Origin of the sequence: Sphaerisporangium siamense, assembly GCF_014205275.1 — a bacterium.
GTDB lineage: Bacteria > Actinomycetota > Actinomycetes > Streptosporangiales > Streptosporangiaceae > Sphaerisporangium > Sphaerisporangium siamense.
The window spans coordinates 8,282,355-8,303,996 of the sequence record NZ_JACHND010000001.1; the positions used below are offsets into that span (position 1 = coordinate 8,282,355).

19 protein-coding genes are annotated in these 21,642 nt (G+C 73.4%); 6 read left to right on the plus strand and 13 right to left on the minus strand.

Going from position 1 to position 21,642, the window contains the following annotated elements; translation table 11 throughout:
* Position 1: 1 nt before the first annotated feature.
* The 9 genes from BJ982_RS37240 to cutA form a co-directional block, all read right to left on the minus strand.
* On the minus strand, positions 2-439 hold the full coding sequence (locus BJ982_RS37240; protein ID WP_239122684.1) for a pilus assembly protein TadG-related protein: 438 nt from the start codon (positions 437-439) through the stop codon (positions 2-4).
* Complete coding sequence (locus tag BJ982_RS37245) at positions 436-801, minus strand: TadE/TadG family type IV pilus assembly protein (protein ID WP_184887978.1); 366 nt, start codon at positions 799-801, stop codon at positions 436-438. The genes BJ982_RS37240 and BJ982_RS37245 overlap by 4 nt, the downstream gene beginning before the upstream one ends.
* Before the next feature lie 47 nt (positions 802-848).
* Positions 849-1,076, minus strand: a complete 228-nt coding sequence (locus BJ982_RS37250) for a Flp family type IVb pilin (protein WP_184887980.1) — start codon at positions 1,074-1,076, stop codon at positions 849-851.
* A complete protein-coding gene (locus tag BJ982_RS37255; protein ID WP_184887982.1) occupies positions 1,077-2,000 on the minus strand; it encodes a type II secretion system F family protein in 924 nt (307 codons plus the stop codon).
* Positions 1,993-2,895 (minus strand): type II secretion system F family protein, encoded by a 903-nt coding sequence (locus BJ982_RS37260; protein ID WP_239122683.1) that lies wholly within the window; start codon positions 2,893-2,895, stop codon positions 1,993-1,995. The genes BJ982_RS37255 and BJ982_RS37260 overlap by 8 nt, the downstream gene beginning before the upstream one ends.
* Positions 2,895-4,202 (minus strand): TadA family conjugal transfer-associated ATPase, encoded by a 1,308-nt coding sequence (locus tag BJ982_RS37265; protein WP_239122682.1) that lies wholly within the window; start codon positions 4,200-4,202, stop codon positions 2,895-2,897. Before BJ982_RS37265 ends, BJ982_RS37260 begins: the two co-directional genes overlap by 1 nt.
* 31 nt (positions 4,203-4,233) lie before the next feature.
* Positions 4,234-5,052, minus strand: coding sequence for a CpaE/TadZ family protein (locus tag BJ982_RS37270; RefSeq protein ID WP_184887984.1), 819 nt, complete (start codon positions 5,050-5,052; stop codon positions 4,234-4,236).
* A 1-nt stretch (position 5,053) separates the two neighbouring features.
* Positions 5,054-5,755: a hypothetical protein gene (locus BJ982_RS37275; RefSeq protein WP_184887986.1), complete on the minus strand. Its 702-nt coding sequence runs from the start codon at positions 5,753-5,755 to the stop codon at positions 5,054-5,056.
* A gap of 376 nt (positions 5,756-6,131) precedes the next feature.
* Positions 6,132-6,485, minus strand: coding sequence for a divalent-cation tolerance protein CutA (gene cutA, locus BJ982_RS37280; RefSeq protein WP_184887987.1), 354 nt, complete (start codon positions 6,483-6,485; stop codon positions 6,132-6,134).
* Between the two features lie 471 nt (positions 6,486-6,956).
* Between cutA and BJ982_RS37285 the strand changes: the two genes are divergently transcribed.
* Together BJ982_RS37285 and BJ982_RS37290 are read left to right on the plus strand one after the other, a co-directional pair.
* Entirely contained in the window at positions 6,957-7,583 is a 627-nt protein-coding gene (locus tag BJ982_RS37285) for a COG4315 family predicted lipoprotein (RefSeq protein WP_184887989.1), read from the plus strand.
* A gap of 102 nt (positions 7,584-7,685) precedes the next feature.
* Positions 7,686-12,320: an FtsK/SpoIIIE domain-containing protein gene (locus BJ982_RS37290; RefSeq protein WP_184887991.1), complete on the plus strand. Its 4,635-nt coding sequence runs from the start codon at positions 7,686-7,688 to the stop codon at positions 12,318-12,320.
* A 9-nt stretch (positions 12,321-12,329) separates the two neighbouring features.
* Here BJ982_RS37290 and BJ982_RS37295 read toward each other — a convergent pair whose 3' ends face one another.
* Together BJ982_RS37295 and BJ982_RS37300 are read right to left on the minus strand one after the other, a co-directional pair.
* Positions 12,330-12,851, minus strand: a complete 522-nt coding sequence (locus BJ982_RS37295) for a TadE/TadG family type IV pilus assembly protein (protein WP_239122681.1) — start codon at positions 12,849-12,851, stop codon at positions 12,330-12,332.
* A gap of 10 nt (positions 12,852-12,861) precedes the next feature.
* Positions 12,862-13,134 carry a WXG100 family type VII secretion target gene (locus BJ982_RS37300; protein ID WP_184608074.1) on the minus strand — a complete coding sequence of 91 codons (273 nt, stop codon included), beginning with the start codon at positions 13,132-13,134 and terminating at the stop codon, positions 12,862-12,864.
* A 267-nt stretch (positions 13,135-13,401) separates the two neighbouring features.
* Between BJ982_RS37300 and BJ982_RS37305 the strand changes: the two genes are divergently transcribed.
* From BJ982_RS37305 to BJ982_RS37315, 3 genes are all read left to right on the plus strand, one after another.
* Positions 13,402-15,144, plus strand: a complete 1,743-nt coding sequence (locus tag BJ982_RS37305; RefSeq protein ID WP_184887993.1) for an acetyl/propionyl/methylcrotonyl-CoA carboxylase subunit alpha — start codon at positions 13,402-13,404, stop codon at positions 15,142-15,144.
* Between the two features lie 104 nt (positions 15,145-15,248).
* Positions 15,249-16,640, plus strand: a complete 1,392-nt coding sequence (locus tag BJ982_RS37310) for a hypothetical protein (protein WP_184887995.1) — start codon at positions 15,249-15,251, stop codon at positions 16,638-16,640.
* A gap of 310 nt (positions 16,641-16,950) precedes the next feature.
* A complete protein-coding gene (locus BJ982_RS37315) occupies positions 16,951-18,186 on the plus strand; it encodes a pentapeptide repeat-containing protein (RefSeq protein ID WP_184887996.1) in 1,236 nt (411 codons plus the stop codon).
* A 15-nt stretch (positions 18,187-18,201) separates the two neighbouring features.
* On the opposite strand, the gene BJ982_RS37320 is transcribed toward BJ982_RS37315, so the two are convergent.
* A complete protein-coding gene (locus tag BJ982_RS37320; protein ID WP_184887998.1) occupies positions 18,202-19,596 on the minus strand; it encodes an NAD(P)H-quinone dehydrogenase in 1,395 nt (464 codons plus the stop codon).
* Between the two features lie 220 nt (positions 19,597-19,816).
* On the opposite strand from BJ982_RS37320, the gene BJ982_RS37325 reads away from it, so the two are divergent.
* Positions 19,817-20,269, plus strand: a complete 453-nt coding sequence (locus tag BJ982_RS37325) for a gamma-glutamylcyclotransferase family protein (RefSeq protein WP_184608078.1) — start codon at positions 19,817-19,819, stop codon at positions 20,267-20,269.
* Between the two features lie 79 nt (positions 20,270-20,348).
* On the opposite strand, the gene kynU is transcribed toward BJ982_RS37325, so the two are convergent.
* Positions 20,349-21,533 carry a kynureninase gene (gene kynU / locus BJ982_RS37330; protein ID WP_184888000.1) on the minus strand — a complete coding sequence of 395 codons (1,185 nt, stop codon included), beginning with the start codon at positions 21,531-21,533 and terminating at the stop codon, positions 20,349-20,351.
* Between the last annotated feature and the right edge of the window lie 109 nt (positions 21,534-21,642).

The following is a 21,642-nucleotide window of genomic DNA, read 5'->3' on the forward strand; positions in this document are numbered from 1 at the left end:
GTCACGGCGGCTGGTCGCCGGCGTCGGGGCCCGCCGCCGCGGCGCCGGACATCTCGGACCCGGGGAACCCGAACGCGCCGAGGAACACCGCGCTCCAGCGGACGCCGACCGTGACGGCGACCTCGGCCTGCCCCGCGCCCATGGCGCACCGGGTGAGCCGGACGGCGGCGTCCCGGTGGGCGGCGACGAGCTCGCGGGCCTTCCCGCACACGACCCGTTCGTCGGCGAGCAGGCGCACGTTCCCGGTGGCCCGCAGGTGTTCGACGTCGATCTGGTCGGCGGCGGCGCGCGCCGCCTGCTCGGCGATGTCGGACGCCCGCAGGCGCGCGTTGATCGCGGCCCCGCCGTCGACCAGCAGCCCGGCCAGCAGGAACACGGTCACCGAGAAGATGACCGTGAACACCGACATCGAGCCCGTGTCGTCCGGCGGGACGGTCATCGCACCCTCCGGAAGAGTTCGAGCGGCACCACGGAGTCGCCGGTGGTGCGCTTGATCGCGCCGAACCCGAGGACGTCCAGCCGCAGCTCGCAGGCGACCTGCGCGCGGACGCTGCCGCCCTCGCGCCAGTCGCTGCCGGCGAGGCTGACGTCGGGACGGCACTGCCCGCGCAGCGCCGAGACCGCCGCCTCTCGCGCCGCGCGCTCCGCCGCGGGGAGCGTGCGCTGCACGGACGCGGCGCGCGCCGCGTCCCGCGCGGCCCCGTTGACCTCGCCCTGGGCCTCGACCACCCGCCCCGCCCCGACCAGGAAGGTCAGGAAGATCAGGAACAGGGGCGCGAGCATGACGGCCTCGACCGCCATCGATCCCCGATCGCGCGGGCGGCCCCGGATGAGACGGCGCCGCGCGGTCACGGCTTGCCGTCGCCTCCGCCGCCGAAGTTGGTCTGGATCTCGCTCTGCTTCTGGGTGACCAGGGTCTTGATCAGCGTGGCGAGGCCGAGGGCCACGCCCGCGATGATCGCCGTGATGATCACCCACTCGACCGCGGAGGCTCCGCGCGAGGGGGCGGTCCGCGCGCGGTGGATCCGCACGTGGAGCACGGCGACCAGGTATTCGAGCCATGGTGGTGTGAACATCTAGGACCCCAACATCTTCATCGCTGCCGGAAAGCTGAGAAAGATCACGAATCCCGCGCAGAGCAGGAGCTGGGCGACCAGCATCGACTGGGAGCGCTCGCCGGCCTGGCCCTCGACCTCGGCCAGCTCGCGCCGCCGCATCGTGGCCGCGCGGGCGGTGAGCGAGGCCCGGACCTTGGCGCCGTCGTCCGCCACGAGCCCGAGCGCCGCCGACAGGTCGCGCAGCTCGTCGACGTTGATCTCGTCGCCGAGCCGGCCGAGCGCCTGCCAGGGGGTGATGCCGACGATCCTGGCGTTGGCGAGCGCCTCGCGGATGCGGGCCATCGCCCAGTTGGACGAGCCGCCGTCGCCGACCGAGACGGCCATCAGCAGGGCCTCGGGCACTCCCCTGCCTCCGGCGAGGTTCATCGCCACCAGGTCGAGGAAGGCGCCGACGGCGTGCCGGAAGTCGCGCCTGCGCGCGGCGGCGTCCCGGCGGATCTGCAGGTCGGGCAGGAAGAAGAAGACGACCGCGATGATCAGCGCCGCCCACATCGGCACCTGGAGCGACACGCCCCACCCCATCAGGACGAGCCAGCCCAGCAGCACAGGGAAGGCGAGCAGCCCCGACACCGCGAGCAGCACCTTGGTCGCGAGGTAGCCCTCGAAGGACTTGCCCAGCAGGGTCAGGTCGGCGCGGACGGAGCGGACCTCCCAGCCGCGGGAGGCGTAGAAGCGGGCGAGCCGCACGCCGAGCTCGCGGCGGAAGGCGCTGACGTCCTCGTCGGGACTGATGAGCTGCAGCCGGAACGCGTCGCCGTCCTCGCGGACCGAGTCGAGCGCGAGCAGCCGGGCGACCAGGCCGGGGCGGGGCGGGAACAGGGCTCTGAACAGCAGGAACAGGCCCAGCCCCACCGCGCCGCCCGCGAGGACGTTCTCAAGCATGGACGCCTCCCGCGACGGTCTCGCGCTCCACGGGGGCGACGGTGCCGAGCAGGCGCGCGGGCTTGTCGAAGCGGGCCAGACGCCGCATCCAGGCGAAACCGGCGCCGAACAGCGCGGCCACGACGACCAGCACGGCCTGGCCGAGCAGCGAGTCGTACTCTTCGACGTAGGAGCGGTTGAAGATCACCAGCAGCGCGGCGAAGGCCAGCGCCGTGCCGACCACGATCTGCACGCTGCGGCGGGTGGACCTGCGCTCGGCCTCGACGCGGCGGCGCATGTCCAGCTCCTCGCGCGCCGAGACCGCGAGCGCGCCCAGCACCTCGCGCAGGCCGGGGCCGCGCAGTTTGGCGTTGAGGATCAGGGCGGCGACCACGAGGTCCGCCGAGGGGTCGTCCAGTTCGTCGGCGAACAGGCGCAGCGCGTCGGGCAAGGGCATGCGGGTGTGGAGGCGGTCGACCAGCGAGCGCAGGTGGGGCCGCAGGGTCGGGGCCGCCGCCCGGATCGAGGACGGGATCGCCTGCTCCAGGCCCGCGGCCCCCGCGATGGTGTCCCGCAGCGACTCGGTCCAGGCGGCCAGGGCCTCCAGCCGGGCCATGGCCGCGCGTTCCTCCGACGCGCCGCCGGTCAGGCCGCGCCAGGCCAGGACGAGCAGGACGGCGCCCGCCGCCATGACGGGCCAGCCGCTGACGACCAGCACCAGGCCGCCGGTGATGGTGGCGACCGCCGACCGCGTGGAGAGCCTGCGCAGCAGCTCGCGGCGGCGCGCGCCCCGGTCGGGGGTGGCGGGCTTCGGCCGCACGCCGTACAGGGCCAGGCCGAGCAGGAACAGGCCGCCGCCGGTCGCGGCCCCCGCCAGCAGGGCGAGCCAGTCGAGCAGGCCGGTGGGCATGGGCATCACGACCAGGCCCCCCTCGCCGGGTCGTAGCCGTGCGGGACGAGGTCCTCCAGGCAGGCGATCGGCGCGAGCGGCACGGCGGGGCCGTCCGGGCCCGGCGCGAAGACCTCGGAGGACAGCACCCGGCCGTCCACGCCCGCGACCTCGCGGACGCTGGCGACGTACCGGCGCAGGCGCCCGCCCTGGTGGTAGTCGTTGCGCTTCTCGATGAAGACGACGAAGTCGATGGCGCCCGCGATGAGCATGTGGGTGGCCTCGATGGGGAGGCGCTCCTCGGCCTGCAGAGCGTAGGTGGCGATGCGGTTGAAGACCTCCATGGAGGAGTTGGCGTGGATGGTCGACAGCGACCCGTCGTTGCCCTGGGTCATGGCGTTGAGCATCGTGACGATCTCGTCGCCCAGCACCTCGCCGACGATCACGCGGCTGGGGTTCATGCGCAGCGACCGGCGGACCAGCTCGGCCATGGTGATCTCGCCCTGCCCCTCGGAGTTGGGCAGGCGGTGCTCGAAGGCCACGACGTTCGGGTGCAGCTCGGGGAACTGGTCGAGGCCCAGTTCGAGGGCGCGCTCCACGGTGATCAGCCGCTCGTGGGGCGGGATCTCGTTGGCCAGCGCCCGCAGCAGGGTGGTCTTCCCCGCGTTCGTGGACCCGGCGATCATGATGTTCTTGCGCGCGGCCACGGCGGCGGACAGGAAGCGGCCCAGCTCGGGGGTGAGGGTGCCGTTGCCCACCAGGTCGCTGAGGAAGACCTTGCCGAGGCGGGCGCGGCGGATCGACACCGCGGGCCGCACGGTGACGTCCATGACGGCCGACAGGCGCGAGCCGTCGGGCAGCCGCAGGTCGAGCTGGGGGTTGGCGGTGTCGAAGGCGCGGCTGGACAGGCCGCTGTAGGCGGCGAGGATCTGGATCAGCTCGATCAGCTCCTCGTCGGAGTCGGCCACGGGGTCGTGCATGACCTCCTGGCCGTCGGCGTATCCGACGAAGACGCGGTCGCAGCCGTTGACGTCGATGTTCTCGACCTCGGGGTCGTCCAGCAGGGGCTGGAGCCTGCCGACGCCGAACAGGGCGGCGTGGATGCCCGCCGCGAGGGCCTCTTCCTCCTCGGCGGTCGGCGGGGTGCGCCCCGAGCCGATCTCGTTGCGGGCGTGCTCTTCGAGGACCTGCGAGATCAGGGCGCGGGCGAACTGGCGCTCGTCCTCGCCGGACATGGGGACGAGGCCGCTCGCCTGGTCCAGGCGGCGCTGGTGGGCGAGGCGGTCGCCGACCTCCTGACGGAACCGTTTCACCAGCGTGTGGTCGATGCTCACCCGCGCCTCCCCTTCGCCACTCCCGCGCCGCTCATCTCGACAGACCCCCCGAGCGGGGACGCGGCGGCTCGGCCGACACGCCGCGCGAGCGGGGCGGCTCGGCGGCGGGCGCGCGGCCCGGCGCGACGCGGGCGGCCAGGCGGCCGGCCAGCTCGCGGGCGGTGCGGATGAGCAGGGAGCGGTCCAGGCGTCCGCCCCACTGGCCGCGCAGCAGCTCGGCGCCCTTGGGGTCGTAGGCCAGGCCCGCGACGAAGGCGGCGTCGACGCCGGTGGCGGCGACGATGCGCCGCACCTCTTCGATGGAGGACCGGTACGAGCGGGGCTCGGCGATCACCACGACGCCGATCTCGCCGGTCATGAGCGCGAGCCGCTCGCGAAGGTGGGCCACGTGGTCGAGGCTGGGCCGGGTGAACAGCAGCGTCAGCTCGGCCTCGGCGATCAGCTCGTTGATCTGCGGGTGGGCGCCGAGCCTGCCGAGGTCGGCGAGGACGTCGGCCTGGGGCAGGGCGGCCAGGGCGCGGCCGAGCGGGCCCCACAGCCAGGTCAGGCCCGCGGCCTGCTCGCCGTGGGTCAGCCCGGTGAGGACGTCGAGGCCGCCCACGAGCTTCTGGGTGTGCTCGTGGACCTGCTCGGGGCGCAGGCCGCGCCGGGCGGTGGCGCCGAGGCTGAGCAGGCCCCGGGACGGGTTGAGCACGGTGCCGTCCATGCCGGGGAGGCGGTAGACCAGATCACCGCCGGAGGGGTCGCATTCGGCGAGCAGGACGGGCCGGGGCCACACCGCGCCGAGCGCGGTGGCGGCGGTGGTCACGCCCGGGGCTCCCTTGTCCGCGGCGAGGGCGATGAGCGCCACGTCACCCCGCTCCGGGCAGCTTGCCGACGGCGATCTCGCCGCCGGAGGCGTACATGGCGATCGTGGGCGAGACGGTGGCGTCGACGACGATGGAGACCAGGCCGGTGCTGCTGGTCTCGCTGCCGCCCACGGCGTCGACGAGCGCGCTCGGCGCGAGCACCTTGCCCTGGGCGCTCGCCTTGCCGGAGCCGGGGGCGTACAGCACCTGGACGTGGTCGCCGGCCTTGAGGTCCAGGGGCATCTGGCCCGCCTTGAGCGCCAGGCCGATGATCACCTTGCCGGGGCCGACCTGCTCGCTGGACCTGCTCACCATCTGCTCGGTGAGGAGCGTGCCCGGCAGGAGGGTGACGCGGGCGAAGGTGGTGGCGACCTCCTGGCGGTGGCGGTAGTCGACGTAGGCGATGCCGGTGTCGGCGATCTGCACCTCTTCCATCGCCGCGGGCGGGATCGGCTGCCCGGGGCCGACCTGCTGGGTGATGCGGATGGCGGAGACGCGGTCGCCGCTGCGCACGACCAGGAGGGTGGTGGCGAGGGCGCCGCCGAGGACGAGTAACAGGGCGAGGGCGGCGAGGGCGGGCTTGCGCTCGCGGGGCGGGACGGGGAGCTTGCGCGAGGCGGGGCCCGACAGCGCGCCCGGCGACCCGGGCCGCTCGGCGTTCACCGGGGCTCGGTTGTCGCGGTCGGGTTTCTCGCTGATCCTCATGGGTGGGGGGCTCCCGAATCAGGGACCAGGCCGACGGCCCCTGACCATGCGCTGATATCGATCGGCACAAGGCCGGTCGAGACGAACCGCATGACCACGGGGCGGAACAGCATGGTCACGGATATGTTAGGACAAGACTTCGGTCATCTACCGAAATTCTCGTACGATCGCGTGCCGCTTGCAGCAAGCTCCGGCTTGGAAACCGGACCCATGCTCATCCACTATGGATTAGCTGTCAATGGGAGGGTCAACAATCCCATCGGTCCCGGGACGCCGTCCACACCGAAATTTCCGCCGATATTCTCCTTTGTATCGACAGTAACGCCAGTAACATCTGTCACCTACGCCACCGGGGTGTTCCCCGCGGATCCGGATCTTAACCGTTCTTCGCCTGAACCCCATCCGAAGCGGACGAACCGGTTTCCTCGTCGATCCAGCGAAGGTAGGCGCCGAGCCCGCCGTCGATCGGCAGGGTGATGATCTCCGGCGTCTCGTAGGGGTGATCGCGGCGGATCAGCTCGGTGAGGGCGTCCGCGCGCTCCCGCGTGGTCTTGACCAGAAGCAGGAACTCCTCGGCGGTCTCGACCTCGCCCTTCCAGCGGTAGACGCTGGTGACGGGCCCGACGATCTGGGCGCAGGCGGCGAGCCGGGCGCCGACGGCCGAGCGCGCCAGTTCCGCCGCCTTGGCCCTGTCGTCGATGGCCACCTGGACCTGCACATATCCCGGCACCGGCACCCCTTCCCGTTAACCGGCCGTCCATCTTGCCCCGCCGGAGGCGTATGGCCTTGTCAGCTCTTGTCCGCACTTGTCCACATGTTCGTCCACAGTCCCGGCCGGGGATCATCGCCGGAGTTCCGCCAGAAATATGGAGAAAAATCCGGTTTAGGCCTGCTGACCCACCGCCGTCCACAGAGTTATCCACAGGCCACGTCGCATTTCTCCGCGCCTGTGGACGACGCGCCGTAACCGACCGGCAGGTGAACGGGAACCGGCGGCAGGGCCCGCCCCGGCCCGCCGGGACGTACGCCCGGCCACCAAGGTTAGCGCCGTTTCCTATCGGCCTAATGCCAGGAGAACACCGGAAACAAGCATGGATGTGCTGAAGCACGGATTGGCGGGAACGATAGCTACGTCTCCCCTCGACAGATGCATATGTCCGTCTCGGCACGCACGTGCGGAGCACGCGAGAAGGAGGGGGTCATGAACAGAATCCTGGCGTCGAGCGTCGGGCTGGCCACAACGGTCCTGCTGGTGAGCGCTTGCGGCGGCTCGGCCACGCCGAGCGCCAACTACAGCAGGGCCGCGGCCAACGCCACGGAATCTCCGACCCCGACGGGCACGGAAACCGGCTACCCCGGCACGTCTCCCACCGCCTCGCCGACGGGGACGGCCTCTCCCACCGGCTCGCCGACCGCCTCCCCCGGCGTGTCGCCGACCGAGTCCGCGAGCCCCATGCCGACGCCCGAGCACGCCAAGGTGCGGGTCGCCGACTCCAAGTACGGCAAGGTGCTGGTGGGCGCGAACGGCAGGGCCCTGTACGTCTTCGACAAGGACACCGACAACACCTCCAACTGCAACGACGCGTGCGCCACCGCCTGGCCTCCGCTGATCACCCGGGACAAGCCCCGCGCGGGCGAGGGAGTGAAGGAGAGCCTGCTCGGCACCACGACGCGCAAGCAGGGCGAGAAGCAGGTCACCTACAACAAGCACCCGCTGTACTACTTCAGCGGCGACAAGGCCGCCGGCGACTTCAACGGCCAGGGCAAGACCGGTTTCGGCGGCAAGTGGCATCTGATCGACCCCGAAGGCAAGAAGGTGGAGAAGTAGGAGAACGGGCACCCGCGGGTCTGGTTGGCGTAAACCTCCGGACCGGGCGGACTCCCGTCGCTACGTTGAAGCGCGGGACCCGGACCCGGAGGAGAACGCCGCATGCGGATCATGCTTACCGTGGTCTCGGAGCACGGCCACCGTGACGTGGTGGCCGAGGGCGACGAGGAGACCACGGTCGCGGGGCTCGCCGCCGCCCTGAAGGGCGTGCCGGACGAGACCCTGAGCAATGTCGTACGCCTGTCCCGGGCACGGGCGCCGTACGGCATGGCCGGGCGCCCGCGCGCGGCGGCGAAGGCCGGGCCCGGGGCCGAGGTGCCGTCCTTATGGGTGGACGGCAGGCGGCTGGACCCGGACGCGCCGGTCGTGGCCGCGCTGCGCGACGGCGACCTGGTGACGCTGGACCGGCGGACGGCAGGGGCCACGGTGCTGGCGGAGCCGGGCGGCGTGACCGAGGTCAGGGTCGTGGGCGGCCCGGCCGCCGGGTCGGTGCACAGGCTGGGCCTCGGCGTGCACGTCATCGGCTCGGGCCCGGCGTGCGCGGTGCCGGTGGACGATCCGGACATGCCCGCGGAGGCCGTGGAGATCCGGGTCACGCCGGACGAGGTGCTCGTGCGGTCGGTCACGCCGCCGGGCAGGGAACCGGCCGAGCGGCCGCGTGGCGCCCGGCGGGCACGGCGGGCGGGACGCGCCGCGTCCGAGCCCGTGGACCTCGGCGCGCCGGCCCACGAGATCATCGGCGCCATGGTCCGCGGGACCACCTACTCCGCCGCCCACATCGCGGGCGAGCAGGTCGGCGCGCCACGCCCCTGGCCGGAAGACACCCCACTGACCTGCGGGAACTCGGTGCTCGTGCTGCGGGCGACCGAGGCGCCCGACGCCCACCTCGACGCGCTGCCCGAGGGCGGCCTCGCCTACAACCGGCCACCGCGCCTGCGCCCCGCCGAGCGGCGCAGGAGGTTCGAGGTGCCCGCCGAGCCGACCCGGGGCGAGGGCATGCGGCTGCAACTGCTGGCCGCGTTCCTGCCCGCCGTGCTCGGCCTGGCCCTGGCCTGGGTGTTCCAGATGTGGTTCTACCTGCTGATCGCGCTCATGACCCCGATGATCATGATCGGGCAGTGGATCAGCGACCGCCGGCACGGGCGCAGGAAGTACCGGCAGGACCTCAAGGCGTACAAGGAGCGGCAGGCCGCGTTCAAGGCCGCCGTCGAGAAGGCCAGGGCCGTGAACGAGGTCGAACGCCGCGCCGCCTCCCCCGACCCCGCCGAGCTGCTGCTGACCGCGACCGGCCCCCGCGGGCGGCTGTGGGAGCGCAGGAGCCACGACCCCGACGCCCTGCGCCTGCGCGTCGGCCTCGCCGACCTGCCCGCCGAGATCGAGTTCGTGCCCGAGCGCGGCGCCTCCGCCGACCTGGCGATGCCCGAGCCGCCGATCTCCGGCGCCGTGCCGGTGTCGCTCGCCATGCGGCGGCTGGGCGTGGCCGGCGTGACGGGCCCGCGGGAGAGCGCGCTCGGCGTGGCCCGCTCGCTGGTCGGCGCCGCCGTCACCCTGCACAGCCCGCGCGACCTGGCCGTGGTCGTGATCTCCGCCAACGCCGACGGCGCCGCCCAGTGGAACTGGGCCCGCTGGCTACCGCACTGCGCCCCCCGGGACGCCGACGCCGTGGCGCTGGTCGGCGCCGACCCCGAGGCCGCGGCCCAGCGCGTCTCGGAGCTGGCCGCGCTGATCGCCACGCGCCTCGGCGACGACGACCCCCAGGGGATGCTCGGCGCGGTCAAGTCGTGGGGCCGCTCGTTCCAGCCCGGCGAGGAGCCGCTGTACGCCTCCTACGACGACCGGCCCTACGACGTGCTGGTGATCCTCGACGGCGCCCAGGTGCTGCGCGGCCTGCCCGGGATGCCGCAGGTCCTCCGGCAGGGCCCGCGCGCCGGGGTCTTCACCATCGCGATCGACGAGGACCAGCGGCTGCTCCCCGAGGAGTGCGCCACCGTGGTGGACTGCGGCGAGAGCGGGTTCGTGCGGCTGCGGGGCGGCGGCCTGGACGCCATCGGCGAGATCCTCGCCGACCGGGTCTCCGCCGCCTGGTGCGACCGCCTGGCGCGGTCCCTGGCCCCGCTGCGCGACGTGAGCAGGGACGACGCGACCGCCGTCCTGCCCGGCTCGGCGCGACTGCTGGACCTGCTGGCGCTGCCCGCCCCGACCGGCCGGGCGATCGCCTCCCGCTGGCGTTCCGGCGGCCGTACGACCAGGGTGCCGATCGGCGTCGGCCCGGAGGGCCCCTTCAGCGTGGACCTGCGTACCGACGGCCCGCACGCGCTGGTCGCGGGCACCACCGGCGCGGGCAAGTCCGAGCTGCTGCAGACCCTCATCTGCTCGCTCGCCGTGGCCAACCGGCCGGACGAGATGACGTTCGTGCTGATCGACTACAAGGGCGGCGCCGCGTTCAAGGAATGCGTGCGCCTGCCCCACACCGTCGGCATGGTCAGCGACCTCGACGAGCATCTCACCCAGCGGGCGCTGTCCTCGCTGGCCGCCGAGATCCGCCGCAGGGAGCGCCTGCTGCTCGCGGCCGGGGCCAAGGACATCGACGACTACCAGGAGCTCGACGGCCCCCGCGCGCCTCTGCCCCGCCTGCTGCTGATCATCGACGAGTTCGCCGCCATGGTGTCGGAGCTGCCCGACTTCGTGGACGGGCTCGTCGACATCGCCCGGCGCGGCCGGTCGCTCGGCATCCACCTGGTGCTCGCGACCCAACGCCCCGCCGGCGTCGTCACCGCCGACATCCAGGCCAACACCTCGCTGCGCATCGCCCTGCGGGTCACCGAGCCCGCCGAGTCCGCCGACGTCATCTCCGGCCCGGAGGCCGCCCACATCTCCAAGTCCACGCCCGGCCGCTGCTACGTCCGCTCGGGCGCCGCGCCCGCCCAGCCCGTCCAGACGGCCAGGATCGGCGGCAGGTCCGTGGAGGGCGGGCGGGCGAGCGCGGGCCCGAAGGTCGTGGAGGTCGGCTGGCGCGACCTCGGCCACCCGCTGCGCACGGCCCCCGAGCCCGTCACCGCCGGGCTGTCGGCCACCGCTCCGGCGAGCGACCTCGCCGTCCTGGTGGACGCGGTCGTGGACGCCGCGCGCGTCGCGGGCGTGCCCGGCCAGCCCAGCCCGTGGCTGCCGCCGCTGCCGGAGGCCATGCTGCTGGACGACCTGGACGGCCCGCCGGCCCCGGCCGGCCGCGAGGTGCCGCCGCTGCCGTTCGGCGTCACCGACCTGCCCGCCGCGCAGGACCGCAGGCCCCTCGCCCTCGACCTGCCGCACGGCGGCCACCTGCTCATCGCGGGCACGGCGCGCACGGGCAGGTCCACCGCGCTGCGCACGCTGGCGGCCTCCATCGCGCGGCTCGCCTCGCCGCAGGACGTCCACCTGCACGCCATCGACTGCGGGTCGGGGGCGCTGCTGCCGTTCGTGGCGCTCCCCCACTGCGGCGCGGTCGTCACCCGCGACCAGCTCGACCGGGTCGAGCGCCTGCTGACCCGCCTGCGCGCCGAGATCGGGCGCAGGCAGCAGGTGCTCGCCGAGGCCGGGTACGCCTCCCTGGCCGAGGCGCGGCGGGCCGCCGGGCCGCACTCGGCGCTGCGGATGCCGTGGCTGGTGCTCATGCTGGACCGCTGGGAGGGCTTCGCCGCCGCGTTCGAGGGCTACGACTACGGGCGGCTGCTGGAGTCGCTGATGCAGCTGCTGCGCGAGGGGCCCGCCGTCGGGCTGCGCGCCGTGGTCACCGCCGACAGGTCCGGGCTGCTCGGGCAGATCTCCACGCTCTTCGACGACCGCCTGATCATGCGGCTGGCCGACCCCGCCGACTACGGCCTCGCCGGCCTGCCGCCGCGCGCCCTGCCGACGGTCATGCCGCCGGGGCGCGCGCTGTCGGTCGGCGAGCAGGGCGTGATCGAGAACCAGATCGCGCTGCTCGACGAGGACCCGTCCGGGCCCGCCCAGGTCGCCGTCCTGCAGTCCCTGGCCAAGAAGTCGGCCGAGCGGTTCCCCGTGCCCGGGTCGCTGCTGCGGGTGGACGCGCTGCCGATGCGCGTCACCTCCGCCCAGGCGCTCGACCTCGCCCCCGGGTTCACGCCCCCGTCGCCGCTGTGGGCGCTGCTCGGCGCGGGCGGCGACTCGCTGGCGCCGCTCGGCGTCGACCTGCTGGCGCAGGGCCCGGCGGCGGTGGTGGCGGGCCCGTCCAGGTCCGGGCGGTCCTCCGCGCTGCTCACGGCCGCGCGCTCGCTGCTCGGCCGGCACACCCCGGTCGCCGTGGTGGCCCCGCGCCGCAGCCCGCTGCGCGACCTGGCCGGGCAGGACGGCGTCCTCGGGGTGATCTCCGCGGAGGGCGAGGACCTGCCCGCCGTGCTGGCCGGACACGACCGGTACGTCGTGCTGGTGGACGACGCCGAGCTGGTCTCGCCGGACTCCCCGCTCGGCATGGCCCTGGAGAGCACGCTGCGCAGCGGCAGGGACGGCGAGCACGGCCTGCTGGTCGCGGGCACCACGGGCGACCTCGCGACCGCCTACCGCGGCTTCGTGGCCGAGGCGCGCAAGTCCCGCACCGGGCTGCTGCTCGCGGTGCAGAGCCCCGCCGACGGCGACCTGTTCAACGTGCGCCTGCCGCGCGGCGCGGTGGGCGGGCCGCCCGGCCGGGGACTGCTGGTGATCTCGGGCACCGTCACCCCGATCCAGGCGGCCCTGGGCACGTGAGGCCGGCCGCTACCGGCAGCCGGGGCTGCCGTCGTCCGGGCGGAAGCACTCGATCGGGCCGCCGAACGTCGAAGTGATCGTGAACGTCATGCCGGGCAGCAGGGGGACGGCCGCCACCGCCTTGCCCTGGACCGTCACGCCGCGCTGGTCCGCCCTCTCCCAGGCCCGCACGGTCACCGAATCGAGCATCTTGGGGCCGACGTCGCGCACGATCGCCCGCGCCCGCGCCTCGGCGGCGCCACGCCACCCCGGCGAGCCCGTGCCGGCCGCCCTGGCGATCCTGGCGCCCTCGCGCGCGGCGGCGTCGGCGACCTGCCTGCCGTGGAAGACCAGCGCGAACTGCACGACCAGCAGGATGACGATCAGCACCACGGGCATGATCAGCGCCAGCTCGACCACCGAGGCGCCGCGGTCGCCGTCCCGGAACGGCGAGGCCCGGCGGTGGAAGGCCACCGGCCGGGCCGTGACGCGGGCTGTGACGCGGGCCGCGGACGGCGAGCCGGCCGCCGTCCCCGCCGCGCCGCGTCTCACGCTCGCCGCGCTATCGCGTCGCGGACTCGATGTTGCCGCGGTAGGTGTTGATGATGCGGGACGCCTCGGCCAGCTCCTCCGACATGCGCTGGAACGCCTGCCGGTAGTTCTGCCAGGCGCCGCCGAAGCGGGTGGCCCCGGGCCCCGTCCACGCCGTGCCGACCTTCGCGGCCTCGCGGTCGAGCGCCGCCATCGTCTGACGCACCTGCTCGGCCTGCTGCGTGAACTGTGCGGCCATGTTCTGCATTTCCGCGGGGTCGCCGCCGAGCAAGCTCTGGCTCATGCCGGTCTCCTTGAGGGTCGACTGCACACAGGGGGTGGCCAAACGCCCCTACCTTAGACGTCCAACCCCTAGGATGCACTGCTTATAGCGACTGGTTATCGCCTTCCCCGCCCGTGCGCCGGCACCAGGTTCCCCGAATCCCGGGGAGGGGGTAGGGGTCACCTGAGATCAGAGGACGCCTACACTCCGTGGAAGGCGCAACGCCCCCTTGGGAGGACAGAGCCCCCTTGGGGCCCCTTGCGAGGAACAGGAAAGGGACGACCTCGGGTGGAGAAGGTCCTGATCGCCAACCGTGGCGAGATAGCCGTGCGGATCGCCCGCGCATGCAAGGACGCCGGGCTGGGCAGCGTGGCGGTGTACGCGGAGCAAGACCTCGACGCGTTGCACGTCCGCATGACCGACGAGGCCTACGCCCTCGGCGGCCAGACCCCTGCGGAGACCTATCTCGACATCGGCAAGCTGCTGGACGTCGCGGCCCGGTCGGGCGCCGACGCCGTGCATCCGGGGTACGGGTTCCTGGCGGAGAACGCCGAGTTCGCCCAGGCCGTGATCGACGCCGGCCTCGTGTGGATCGGCCCGCCGCCCGAAGCGATCACCGCGCTCGGCGACAAGGTGGCCGCGCGGCACATCGCCCAGCGCGTGGGCGCGCCGCTCGTCGCCGGCACCCCCGACCCGGTGTCCGGGGTGGACGAGGTCATCGAGTTCGCCTCCGAGCACGGCCTGCCGATCGCGATCAAGGCGGCGTTCGGCGGCGGCGGGCGCGGCCTCAAGGTCGCCCGCACGCTCGAAGAGATCCCCGAGCTGTACGAGTCCGCGGTGCGCGAGGCGGTGACGGCCTTCGGGCGCGGCGAGTGCTTCGTCGAGCGCTACCTCGACCGGCCCCGCCACGTCGAGACCCAGTGCCTGGCCGACAGGCACGGCAACGTGGTCGTGGTCTCCACGCGCGACTGCTCGCTGCAGCGGCGCCACCAGAAGCTCGTCGAGGAGGCCCCGGCCCCGTACCTCTCCCCCGAGCAGCTCGACCTCCTCTACTCGTCCTCCAAGGCCATCCTCAAGGAGGCCGGCTACACCGGGGCGGGCACCTGCGAGTTCCTCGTCGGCCAGGACGGCACCATCTCCTTCCTGGAGGTCAACACCCGCCTGCAGGTCGAGCACCCGGTCAGCGAAGAGGTCACCGGCATCGACCTGGTGCGCGAGATGTTCCGCGTCGCCGACGGCGAGCCGATCGGCTACGGCGACCCCGAGGTGCGCGGCCACTCGATCGAGTTCCGGATCAACGCCGAGGACGCCGGCCGCAACTTCCTGCCGAGCCCCGGCACGCTGACCACCATGCGCGTCCCCGCCGGCCCCGGCGTCCGCCTGGACGCGGGGTACGAGCCGGGCATGACCGTGCCGCAGTCGTTCGACTCCCTGGTCGCCAAGTTGATCATCACCGGCCGCACCCGCGAGGAGGCGCTGGCGCGCTCGCGCCGTGCCCTGGCCGAGTTCGAGATCGAGGGCATGCCGACCGTCCTGCCGTTCCACCGCGCCGTCGTGATCGACCCGGCGTTCACCGGCGAGCCGTTCGGCGTGCACACCCGGTGGATCGAGACCGAGTTCACCGGCGTGATCGAGCCCTACTCCGGCGATGTCTCCGCCGATGAGCCTTCGGACCGCGAGCGCGTGGTCGTCGAGGTCGGCGGCAAGCGCCTGGAGGTCGTGCTGCCCGCCGCCACCGCCGCGGCCCGGCAGCCCGCGGCCAGGAAGCCGGCCCGCCGCGCGGGCGGCAGGGGCGCGGCGGCGGCGTCCGGGGGCGACACCCTGGTCAGCCCGATGCAGGGCACGATCGTGAAGGTGGCGGCGTCCGACGGCGACGTCGTGCAGGCCGGCGACGTCATCGTGGTGCTGGAGGCCATGAAGATGGAGCAGCCGCTCACCGCGCACAAGGCGGGCACCGTCGCCGGGCTCGACGCCGCCGTGGGGCAGACCGTCACGGCGGGCGCCGCGCTCTGCGAAATCAAGGACGTCTGACCCCACCGGACGCGCACGCCGCGTCGCGCAGCGGATACGGTTGCCAATCGAGGAACCTTTGACGACCCCCCATTCGTCCTGTAGGGCGAAGGAGGCATATAGCCGTGACCACTCATTCGGTGCGCCGCGCGGCGGCCACAGTCGTGGCCGCCCTGGTCGGCCTTTTCACGCTGCTCGCGCTGGCGCCCTCGGCGCTGGCCGCGGCCCCACCCGACCCGAACACGATCGTGGCGGGTTGGAAGGACAGCAAGGACCATCTGTACGTGGGGCCGGGCGTCACATTGAGCTCCGACCAGCTCTCCGGCATCCGTGACGCGCTGAAGGGCGCCGACAGCCAGATCTACGTCGCCGCCCTGGCCGACGGGTCGGTGACCAGCAACTCGGCCGCCGGCAACGTGATCAGCGCGCTCGGGCAGGCGCTGGCCCGCGAGGGCAAGAACCGCGTCACCGTGGCGATCCTGGACGGCAACTCGTTGTTCGCGGGGTCGTCCGCGATCCGCAGGACCGGCCTGGCCGGTGACCTCGCGGAGGCGGCCGTCGCCAACAACAAGGACGTCGTCTCCGGCATGGAGGACTTCGTCCACCGCGTCGACAAGGCCGTCAGCGGGGACACCCGCGGCGCCCTGAAGACCGGCAGCTCCGCGGGCGGCGGCGGTGGCGCCGGCGTCCTCATCGGCATCCTCGTGCTCGCCGTCGTGGGCGGCCTGGGCATCTTCCTGATCTCGCGCAAGAAGAAGCGCGACCGGGAGCGCCGCGAGGCCGCCGAGCTGGCCGCCGTCAAGCAGACCGTCGAGGAGGACGTCACCAAGTTCGGTGAGGAGATCACCGCGCTGGACCTCGACGTCAAGGTGGCGGGCACCCGCGCCGCCGACCAGGACGACTGGCGCCAGGCCCTCGACTCCTACGAGCGGGCCAAGGCCGAGCTGGCCGCGGTCAAGCGGGTGGACGAGCTGCGCGGCGTGACCACCGCTCTGGAGGAGGGGCGCTACGCCCTGGCCTGCGTTAACGCCCGTGTGAACAACCAGCCGGTCCCCGAGCGGCGCGCGCCGTGCTTCTTCAACCCGCAGCACGGCCCCTCGGCCCGCGACGTGCGCTGGGCGCCGCCCGGCGGCGCGCCCCGCGACGTCCCGGCCTGCGCCGACGACGCCCGGCGCGTCGAGCAGGGCTTCGACCCGCAGATGCGCGAGGTCATGATCGACGGCCAGCGCCGTCCCTACTGGGACGCGGGCCCCGCCTACGCCCCGTACGCCTCCGGCTACTACGGCGGTTTCGGCGGCGACCTCATGACCGGCATGCTCATCGGCACCGTCCTCGGCAGCTCGTTCGGCGGCTGGGGCATGCACGGCGGCTACGGCGCGGGCTACGACGCCGGCTACGCCCAGGGCGCCGAGTCCGGGGCCGGCGACTTCGGCGGCGGCGGCGACTGGGGCGGCGGAGGCGGTGACTTCGGCGGCGGTGACTTCGGCGGGGGCGACTTCGGCGGAGGCGACTGGTAGACCCCGGTCCCGGCTGCATCGAGAGATCTCACGGCCAACGTACGACCACGAGAGCCCCGGCGGACACCGTCCGCCGGGGCTCTCCGGCTTTCCCGGCCCGTCGCGACGTCCGCAGGCCCGACGTGACGCCCCCCGGCTCCCCCAACGCGAAGGCGGGCCGACCCCGGCGCGAAGGACAGCGGGGCGCGCCAGGCCGTGGGAGAGGCGGTCCCAAGGCGGCGTTCCGAGGCGAAAGCGATCTGCAAGGGACGTGCAACCCGCCGTATATGATCACCTGTCAGACTCGGCGTGATCGTCGAGGAGGCATGCGTTGCGTCGTTCCATCCCCCTGGTCCTGGTGTCGGGCGTCACCGGGCTGTTCCTGCTCACCGTGCCCGCGGAGCCCGCGTCGGCCACCGCCGCGGCGGGCACGGCCGCCGTACTGGGGGCGCCCTGCAAGCCCGGTTCGGGCGTGAAGCTGCGCGGCAAGGACTTCACCGAGGGCGCCGCGCTCCCAATGAACCTGCGGTGCGCCGACCTCACCGGTGCCAAGCTGGACGAGGTGGACCTCACCCAGAAGGATCTCACCGGGGCCCTGCTGAAGAACGCCTCGCTCAAGGAGGCGGACCTCACCCAGGCGCGGCTGGAGTACGCCGACCTGACCGGCGCGGACCTCTCCGACGCCGACCTCGGGCAGATGCACGCCAAGCAGGCCACCTTCCGCGGCGCGGTCATGACGGACGCCGAGGCGGGCCAGGCCGAGTTCCCCCACGCGGACCTCACCGGCGCGATCATGGCCAGGGCCGAGCTGACCCAGGCCGAGTTCACCGACGCCACGCTCATCGACGCCGACCTCAACGAGGCGACCCTCGGCCAGGTCCAGGCCAGGAACGCCGACTTCACCCGCGCCAAGATGCGGGAGGTCAAGCTCGGGCAGGCCAAGCTGCAGTTCGCCGTGTTCAAGGGGGCCAACCTCACCGAGGCGGAGTTCACCCAGGCCGAGCTGCGCGGGGCGGACCTGCACGGGGCCACGGTGCAGGGCGCGTCCTTCATCCAGGCCGACGACGTCAACCTGACCGGCGCGCTCGGCGAGCCGGAGAACGTCCCCGACGACGCGGTGGGCAGCACCTCCGACCTGCCGGAGGAGGACGTCGCCGCGGACTCGGGAGGCGACTCCGGCACGGCCGCGCCCGCCGCCGGGCGCGGGGGTCTCGGGCTGGTCCTGATGATCCTCAGCGGGCTCGGGCTGAGCCTCACGCTGATCCTCTGGGGGCTGTCGTACCGGCGCAGGGCCGACCGGGCCAACCGGTTCGCCGCGGCCCGGCGCACCGCAGAGGAGGACGTGATCCGGCTCGGCGAGGAGATCGACGCGCTGGACTTCGACTACAAGATCAACCACATGGACGGCGGCAGCGTCGACCAGGACTGGCGCCGGGCGCTGGACGCCTACGAGGCGGCCAAGGCGGCGCTGAACGGCGCCCAGGACATCCCGCAGCTCGGCGGGGTGGCCGCGGCGATCCACCACGGGCGCGAGGCGCTAGGCCGCGTGCGGTCGCGGCTCACCTGAGCCGGGTGCGGCGGGTCAGAGGACGGCCGAGGTGACCGGGAGCATGAGCCGCCGGGCCGCCTCGGTGATCGAGCCGGACAGCGAGGGATAGACGGCGAAGGTGTGCGCGAGCTGGTCCACGGTCAGGCGGTGCTGGACGGCGACCGACAGGGCCAGGATCAGCTCGGACGCGCGCGGCGCGACGACGACGCCGCCGAGGACGATGCCGGTGTGCGGCCGGCAGAACAGCTTCACGAAGCCGTCCTCGAAGCCCTGCATCTTGGCCCGCGCGTTGGTGGCCAGCGGCAGCTTGACGACGTTGGCCTCGACCTCGCCCTGCTCGATCTGCCGCTGGGACACGCCCACCGCGGCGATCTCGGGGTCGGTGAAGATCGTGGAGGCGACGGTCGCGAGGCGCAGCGGCTGGACGGCCTCGCCGAGCGCGTGCCAGACGGCGATGCGGCCCTGCATGGCGGCCACGGAGGCGAGCATGAGCACGCCGGTGCAGTCGCCGGCCGCGTAGACGCCGGGCGCGGAGGTGCGGGAGACCTTGTCGACCTGGACGAACCCGTGCCGGTCGAGGGTGACCCCGCACTCCTGCAGGCCGATGCCGGAGGTGTTGGGGACCATGCCGACGGTCATGAGGCAGTGGCTGCCCTCGGCCGTGCGGCCGTCCTCCAGCGTGACGACGACGCCGTGCGCGGTGCGCTTGACGGAGGCGGCGCGGGACCTGCCCATGACGTTCATGCCGCGGCGCCGGTAGACCTCTTCGAGGACCTCGGCGGCGTCGGCGTCCTCGTTGGGCATCATGCGGTCGCGGGACGAGACGAGGGTGACCTCCGAGCCGAGCGAGCGGTAGGCGCCGGCGAACTCGGCCCCGGTGACGCCGGAGCCGACGACGATCAGGTGCTCGGGCAGGTCCTTCAGGTCGTAGAGCTGGCGCCAGGTCAGCACGCGCTCGCCGTCGGGCTCGGCGCCCGGCAGCACGCGCGGCGTCGCGCCGGTGGCGACGATCACCACGTCCGCGTTGATCGTCTCGTCGCCCACCCGCACGACCTGCGGGTCGACCAGGCGGCCCGCGCCCTTGACGATGCGCACGCCCTCGGCGGTGAGCCGGGCGGCGATGTCGTGGGACTGGGCGAGGGCGAGGTCCTTGACGCGTTCGTTGACCTGGGGGAGATCGACGTGGACGCCGCCCACGTCGCCGTCCGCGCCGCCGGTGAAGTTGACCCCGAGCGAGGAGCCGTCCAGCAGGGCCTGCTTGCGGACCGAGGTGGCGATCATGGTCTTGGACGGCACGCAGTCGGTCAGGACGCACGCCCCGCCGGGGCCGTCCTGTTCGACCACGGTGACCTCGGCTCCGAGCTGTGCGGCGACCAGCGCGGCCTCGTAGCCGCCGGGCCCGCCACCTATGATCACAATCGTCGTCACATACCCCATTGTCCCGCATGGGGTGGGGTGCCCGGGGTCCAATGCCCGAGGGGAAGCGACGAACATCGGTAAAAACCCCGATACCCCGACGAAAACCCCTACCAATCCACGGCTTCCGGGGGCGCGCACCGGAAGAACCCGCGGCGTCCACCACACCCCGGCGCGTGTTGCGTGCGGCGCGCCGGATCACCGGGCGGATCTTGGATTACCCTTATATGCCGTGCCTGTTTACGCCGCCTATGGCAGCAACATGGATCCCAAGCAGATGGCTCAGCGCGCTCCGCACTCGCCCATGCGCGGGACCGGCTGGTTGCAGGGCTGGCGCCTGACCTTCGGCGGCGAGGACGTCGGCTGGGAGGGCGCGCTCGCCACCATCGCCGAAGATCCCTATGAGCACGTGTTCGTCGTCCTCTACGACGTGCCCGAATGGGACGAGGAGCCCCTCGACCAGTGGGAGGGCGCCGCCCTCGGGCTGTACCACAAGGTCAAGCTGCGCGTGGCCACCCTCGACGGCGAGATCCTGGCCTGGTTCCACGTCCTTGACGACTACGAGGGTGGCCTGCCCTCGGCCCGCTACCTGGGCATCCTCGCCGACGCCGCCGAGAAGGCCGGCGCCCCGGACGACTACGTCACCGACCTGCGCACCCGTCCCTGCACCTCGCTCGGCGGCTGATCCGCCCGCCGCGTCCCGGCCGGCAGGTCCGCCCGCCGGCCTCTGGGTCCGTCCCGGCGGCAGGTCCGCCCGCCGCGTCTCAGCCCGTCTCTGCCAGCAGGTCCGCCAGGGCGCGGGCGGCGCGCAGCGCGTCCCCGTAGGTCACGTACAGCGGGGCGAAGCCGAAGCGCAGGACGTCCGGCGGGCGGTAGTCGCCGATCACGTCGCGGGCCGTCAGCTCGGCGACCAGCGTCCTCGCGTCGTGGTGGCGCAGCGAGACCTGGTGGCCGCGCCACTCGCCGCGCGGCGTCACCACCTCGACCGCGTGCCCCAGCAGCTCGTCCACGCACTCCATGAAGAACCCGGTCAGCGCCAGGCCCTTGGCCCGCACGGCGGTCAGATCCAGGCCGTCCCAGACCTCCAGCGCCGCGTCCAGCGCCAGCAGCGACAGGATGTCGGGGGTCCCGGCGCGGGCCCGCGCGATGCCCGGCGCGGGGTCGTAGGACGGCTCCATCGCGAACGGGTCGCGGTGCCCGCCCCAGCCGGGCAGCGGCTGGCGGAACTCCGCCTGCAGGTGACGCGGCACGTAGATGAACGCGGGCGAGCCGGGGCCGCCGTTCAGGAACTTGTAGGTGCACCCGACGGCCACGTCCACGCCCAGGGCGTCCAGCTCGATCGGCAGCACGCCCACGCTGTGGCACAGGTCCCACACCGCACGCGCGCCCGCCGCGTGGATCTTCTCGGTGGCCGCGGCCATGTCGTGCAGCCTGCCGGTCTTGTAGTCCACCTGGTTGAGCAGCACCACCGCGGTCCGCTCGCTCAGCACGTCGTCGAGCTCGTCCACGACGGCCGGCACCACCATCGTCCCGGTGAGCTCGGCCGCCGACTCGGCCACGTACCCGTCGGTCGGGAAGGTCGTCGCGTCCACGACGATCTCGCGGCGCCCCGGCGCCAGCCGCACCGCGCCCACCAGCGCCTTGAACACGTTGACGCTGGTCGAGTCCGCCACGACCACCTGCCCGGGCGCCGCGCCCACCAGCGGGGCGATCTTCTCCCCCACCCGCTCCGGCGCGACCCACCAGCGCTCAGGCCACGACCTGATCAGCCGCCGCCCCCACTGCTTCCTGACGACCTCCTCGACCCGCCCCGCCACCTGCCGCGGCGGCGCCCCGAGCGAGTTCCCGTCCAGATAGACCACGGCGGGGTCCAGATCGAACTCGGCACGCAGATACCCCAGCGGATCCCCCGCGTCCAGCTTCGCCGCCCGCGCGTCCAGCTCCGTCATGTCCCGCACCCTCCGCTCAGGCTCAGCGGTCCCGGCGTTCCATGGTCTCCGGCTCATGGCCGGATCCCATGGCCTGGACCACGATCCGGATCCCACTTTCTCAGGCGCG

Bases quoted from the DNA above. Each gene is read 5' to 3' on its own strand.
- BJ982_RS37240 (WP_239122684.1), bottom strand. From the start codon at position 439: ATGACCGTCCCGCCGGACGACACGGGCTCGATGTCGGTGTTCACGGTC.
- BJ982_RS37245 (WP_184887978.1), bottom strand. From the start codon at position 801: ATGGCGGTCGAGGCCGTCATGCTCGCGCCCCTGTTCCTGATCTTCCTG.
- BJ982_RS37250 (WP_184887980.1), bottom strand. From the start codon at position 1,076: ATGTTCACACCACCATGGCTCGAATACCTGGTCGCCGTGCTCCACGTG.
- BJ982_RS37255 (WP_184887982.1), bottom strand. From the start codon at position 2,000: ATGCTTGAGAACGTCCTCGCGGGCGGCGCGGTGGGGCTGGGCCTGTTC.
- BJ982_RS37260 (WP_239122683.1), bottom strand. From the start codon at position 2,895: ATGCCCATGCCCACCGGCCTGCTCGACTGGCTCGCCCTGCTGGCGGGG.
- BJ982_RS37275 (WP_184887986.1), bottom strand. From the start codon at position 5,755: ATGAGGATCAGCGAGAAACCCGACCGCGACAACCGAGCCCCGGTGAAC.
- BJ982_RS37285 (WP_184887989.1), top strand. From the start codon at position 6,957: ATGAACAGAATCCTGGCGTCGAGCGTCGGGCTGGCCACAACGGTCCTG.
- BJ982_RS37290 (WP_184887991.1), top strand. From the start codon at position 7,686: ATGCGGATCATGCTTACCGTGGTCTCGGAGCACGGCCACCGTGACGTG.
- BJ982_RS37300 (WP_184608074.1), bottom strand. From the start codon at position 13,134: ATGAGCCAGAGCTTGCTCGGCGGCGACCCCGCGGAAATGCAGAACATG.
- kynU (WP_184888000.1), bottom strand. From the start codon at position 21,533: ATGACGGAGCTGGACGCGCGGGCGGCGAAGCTGGACGCGGGGGATCCG.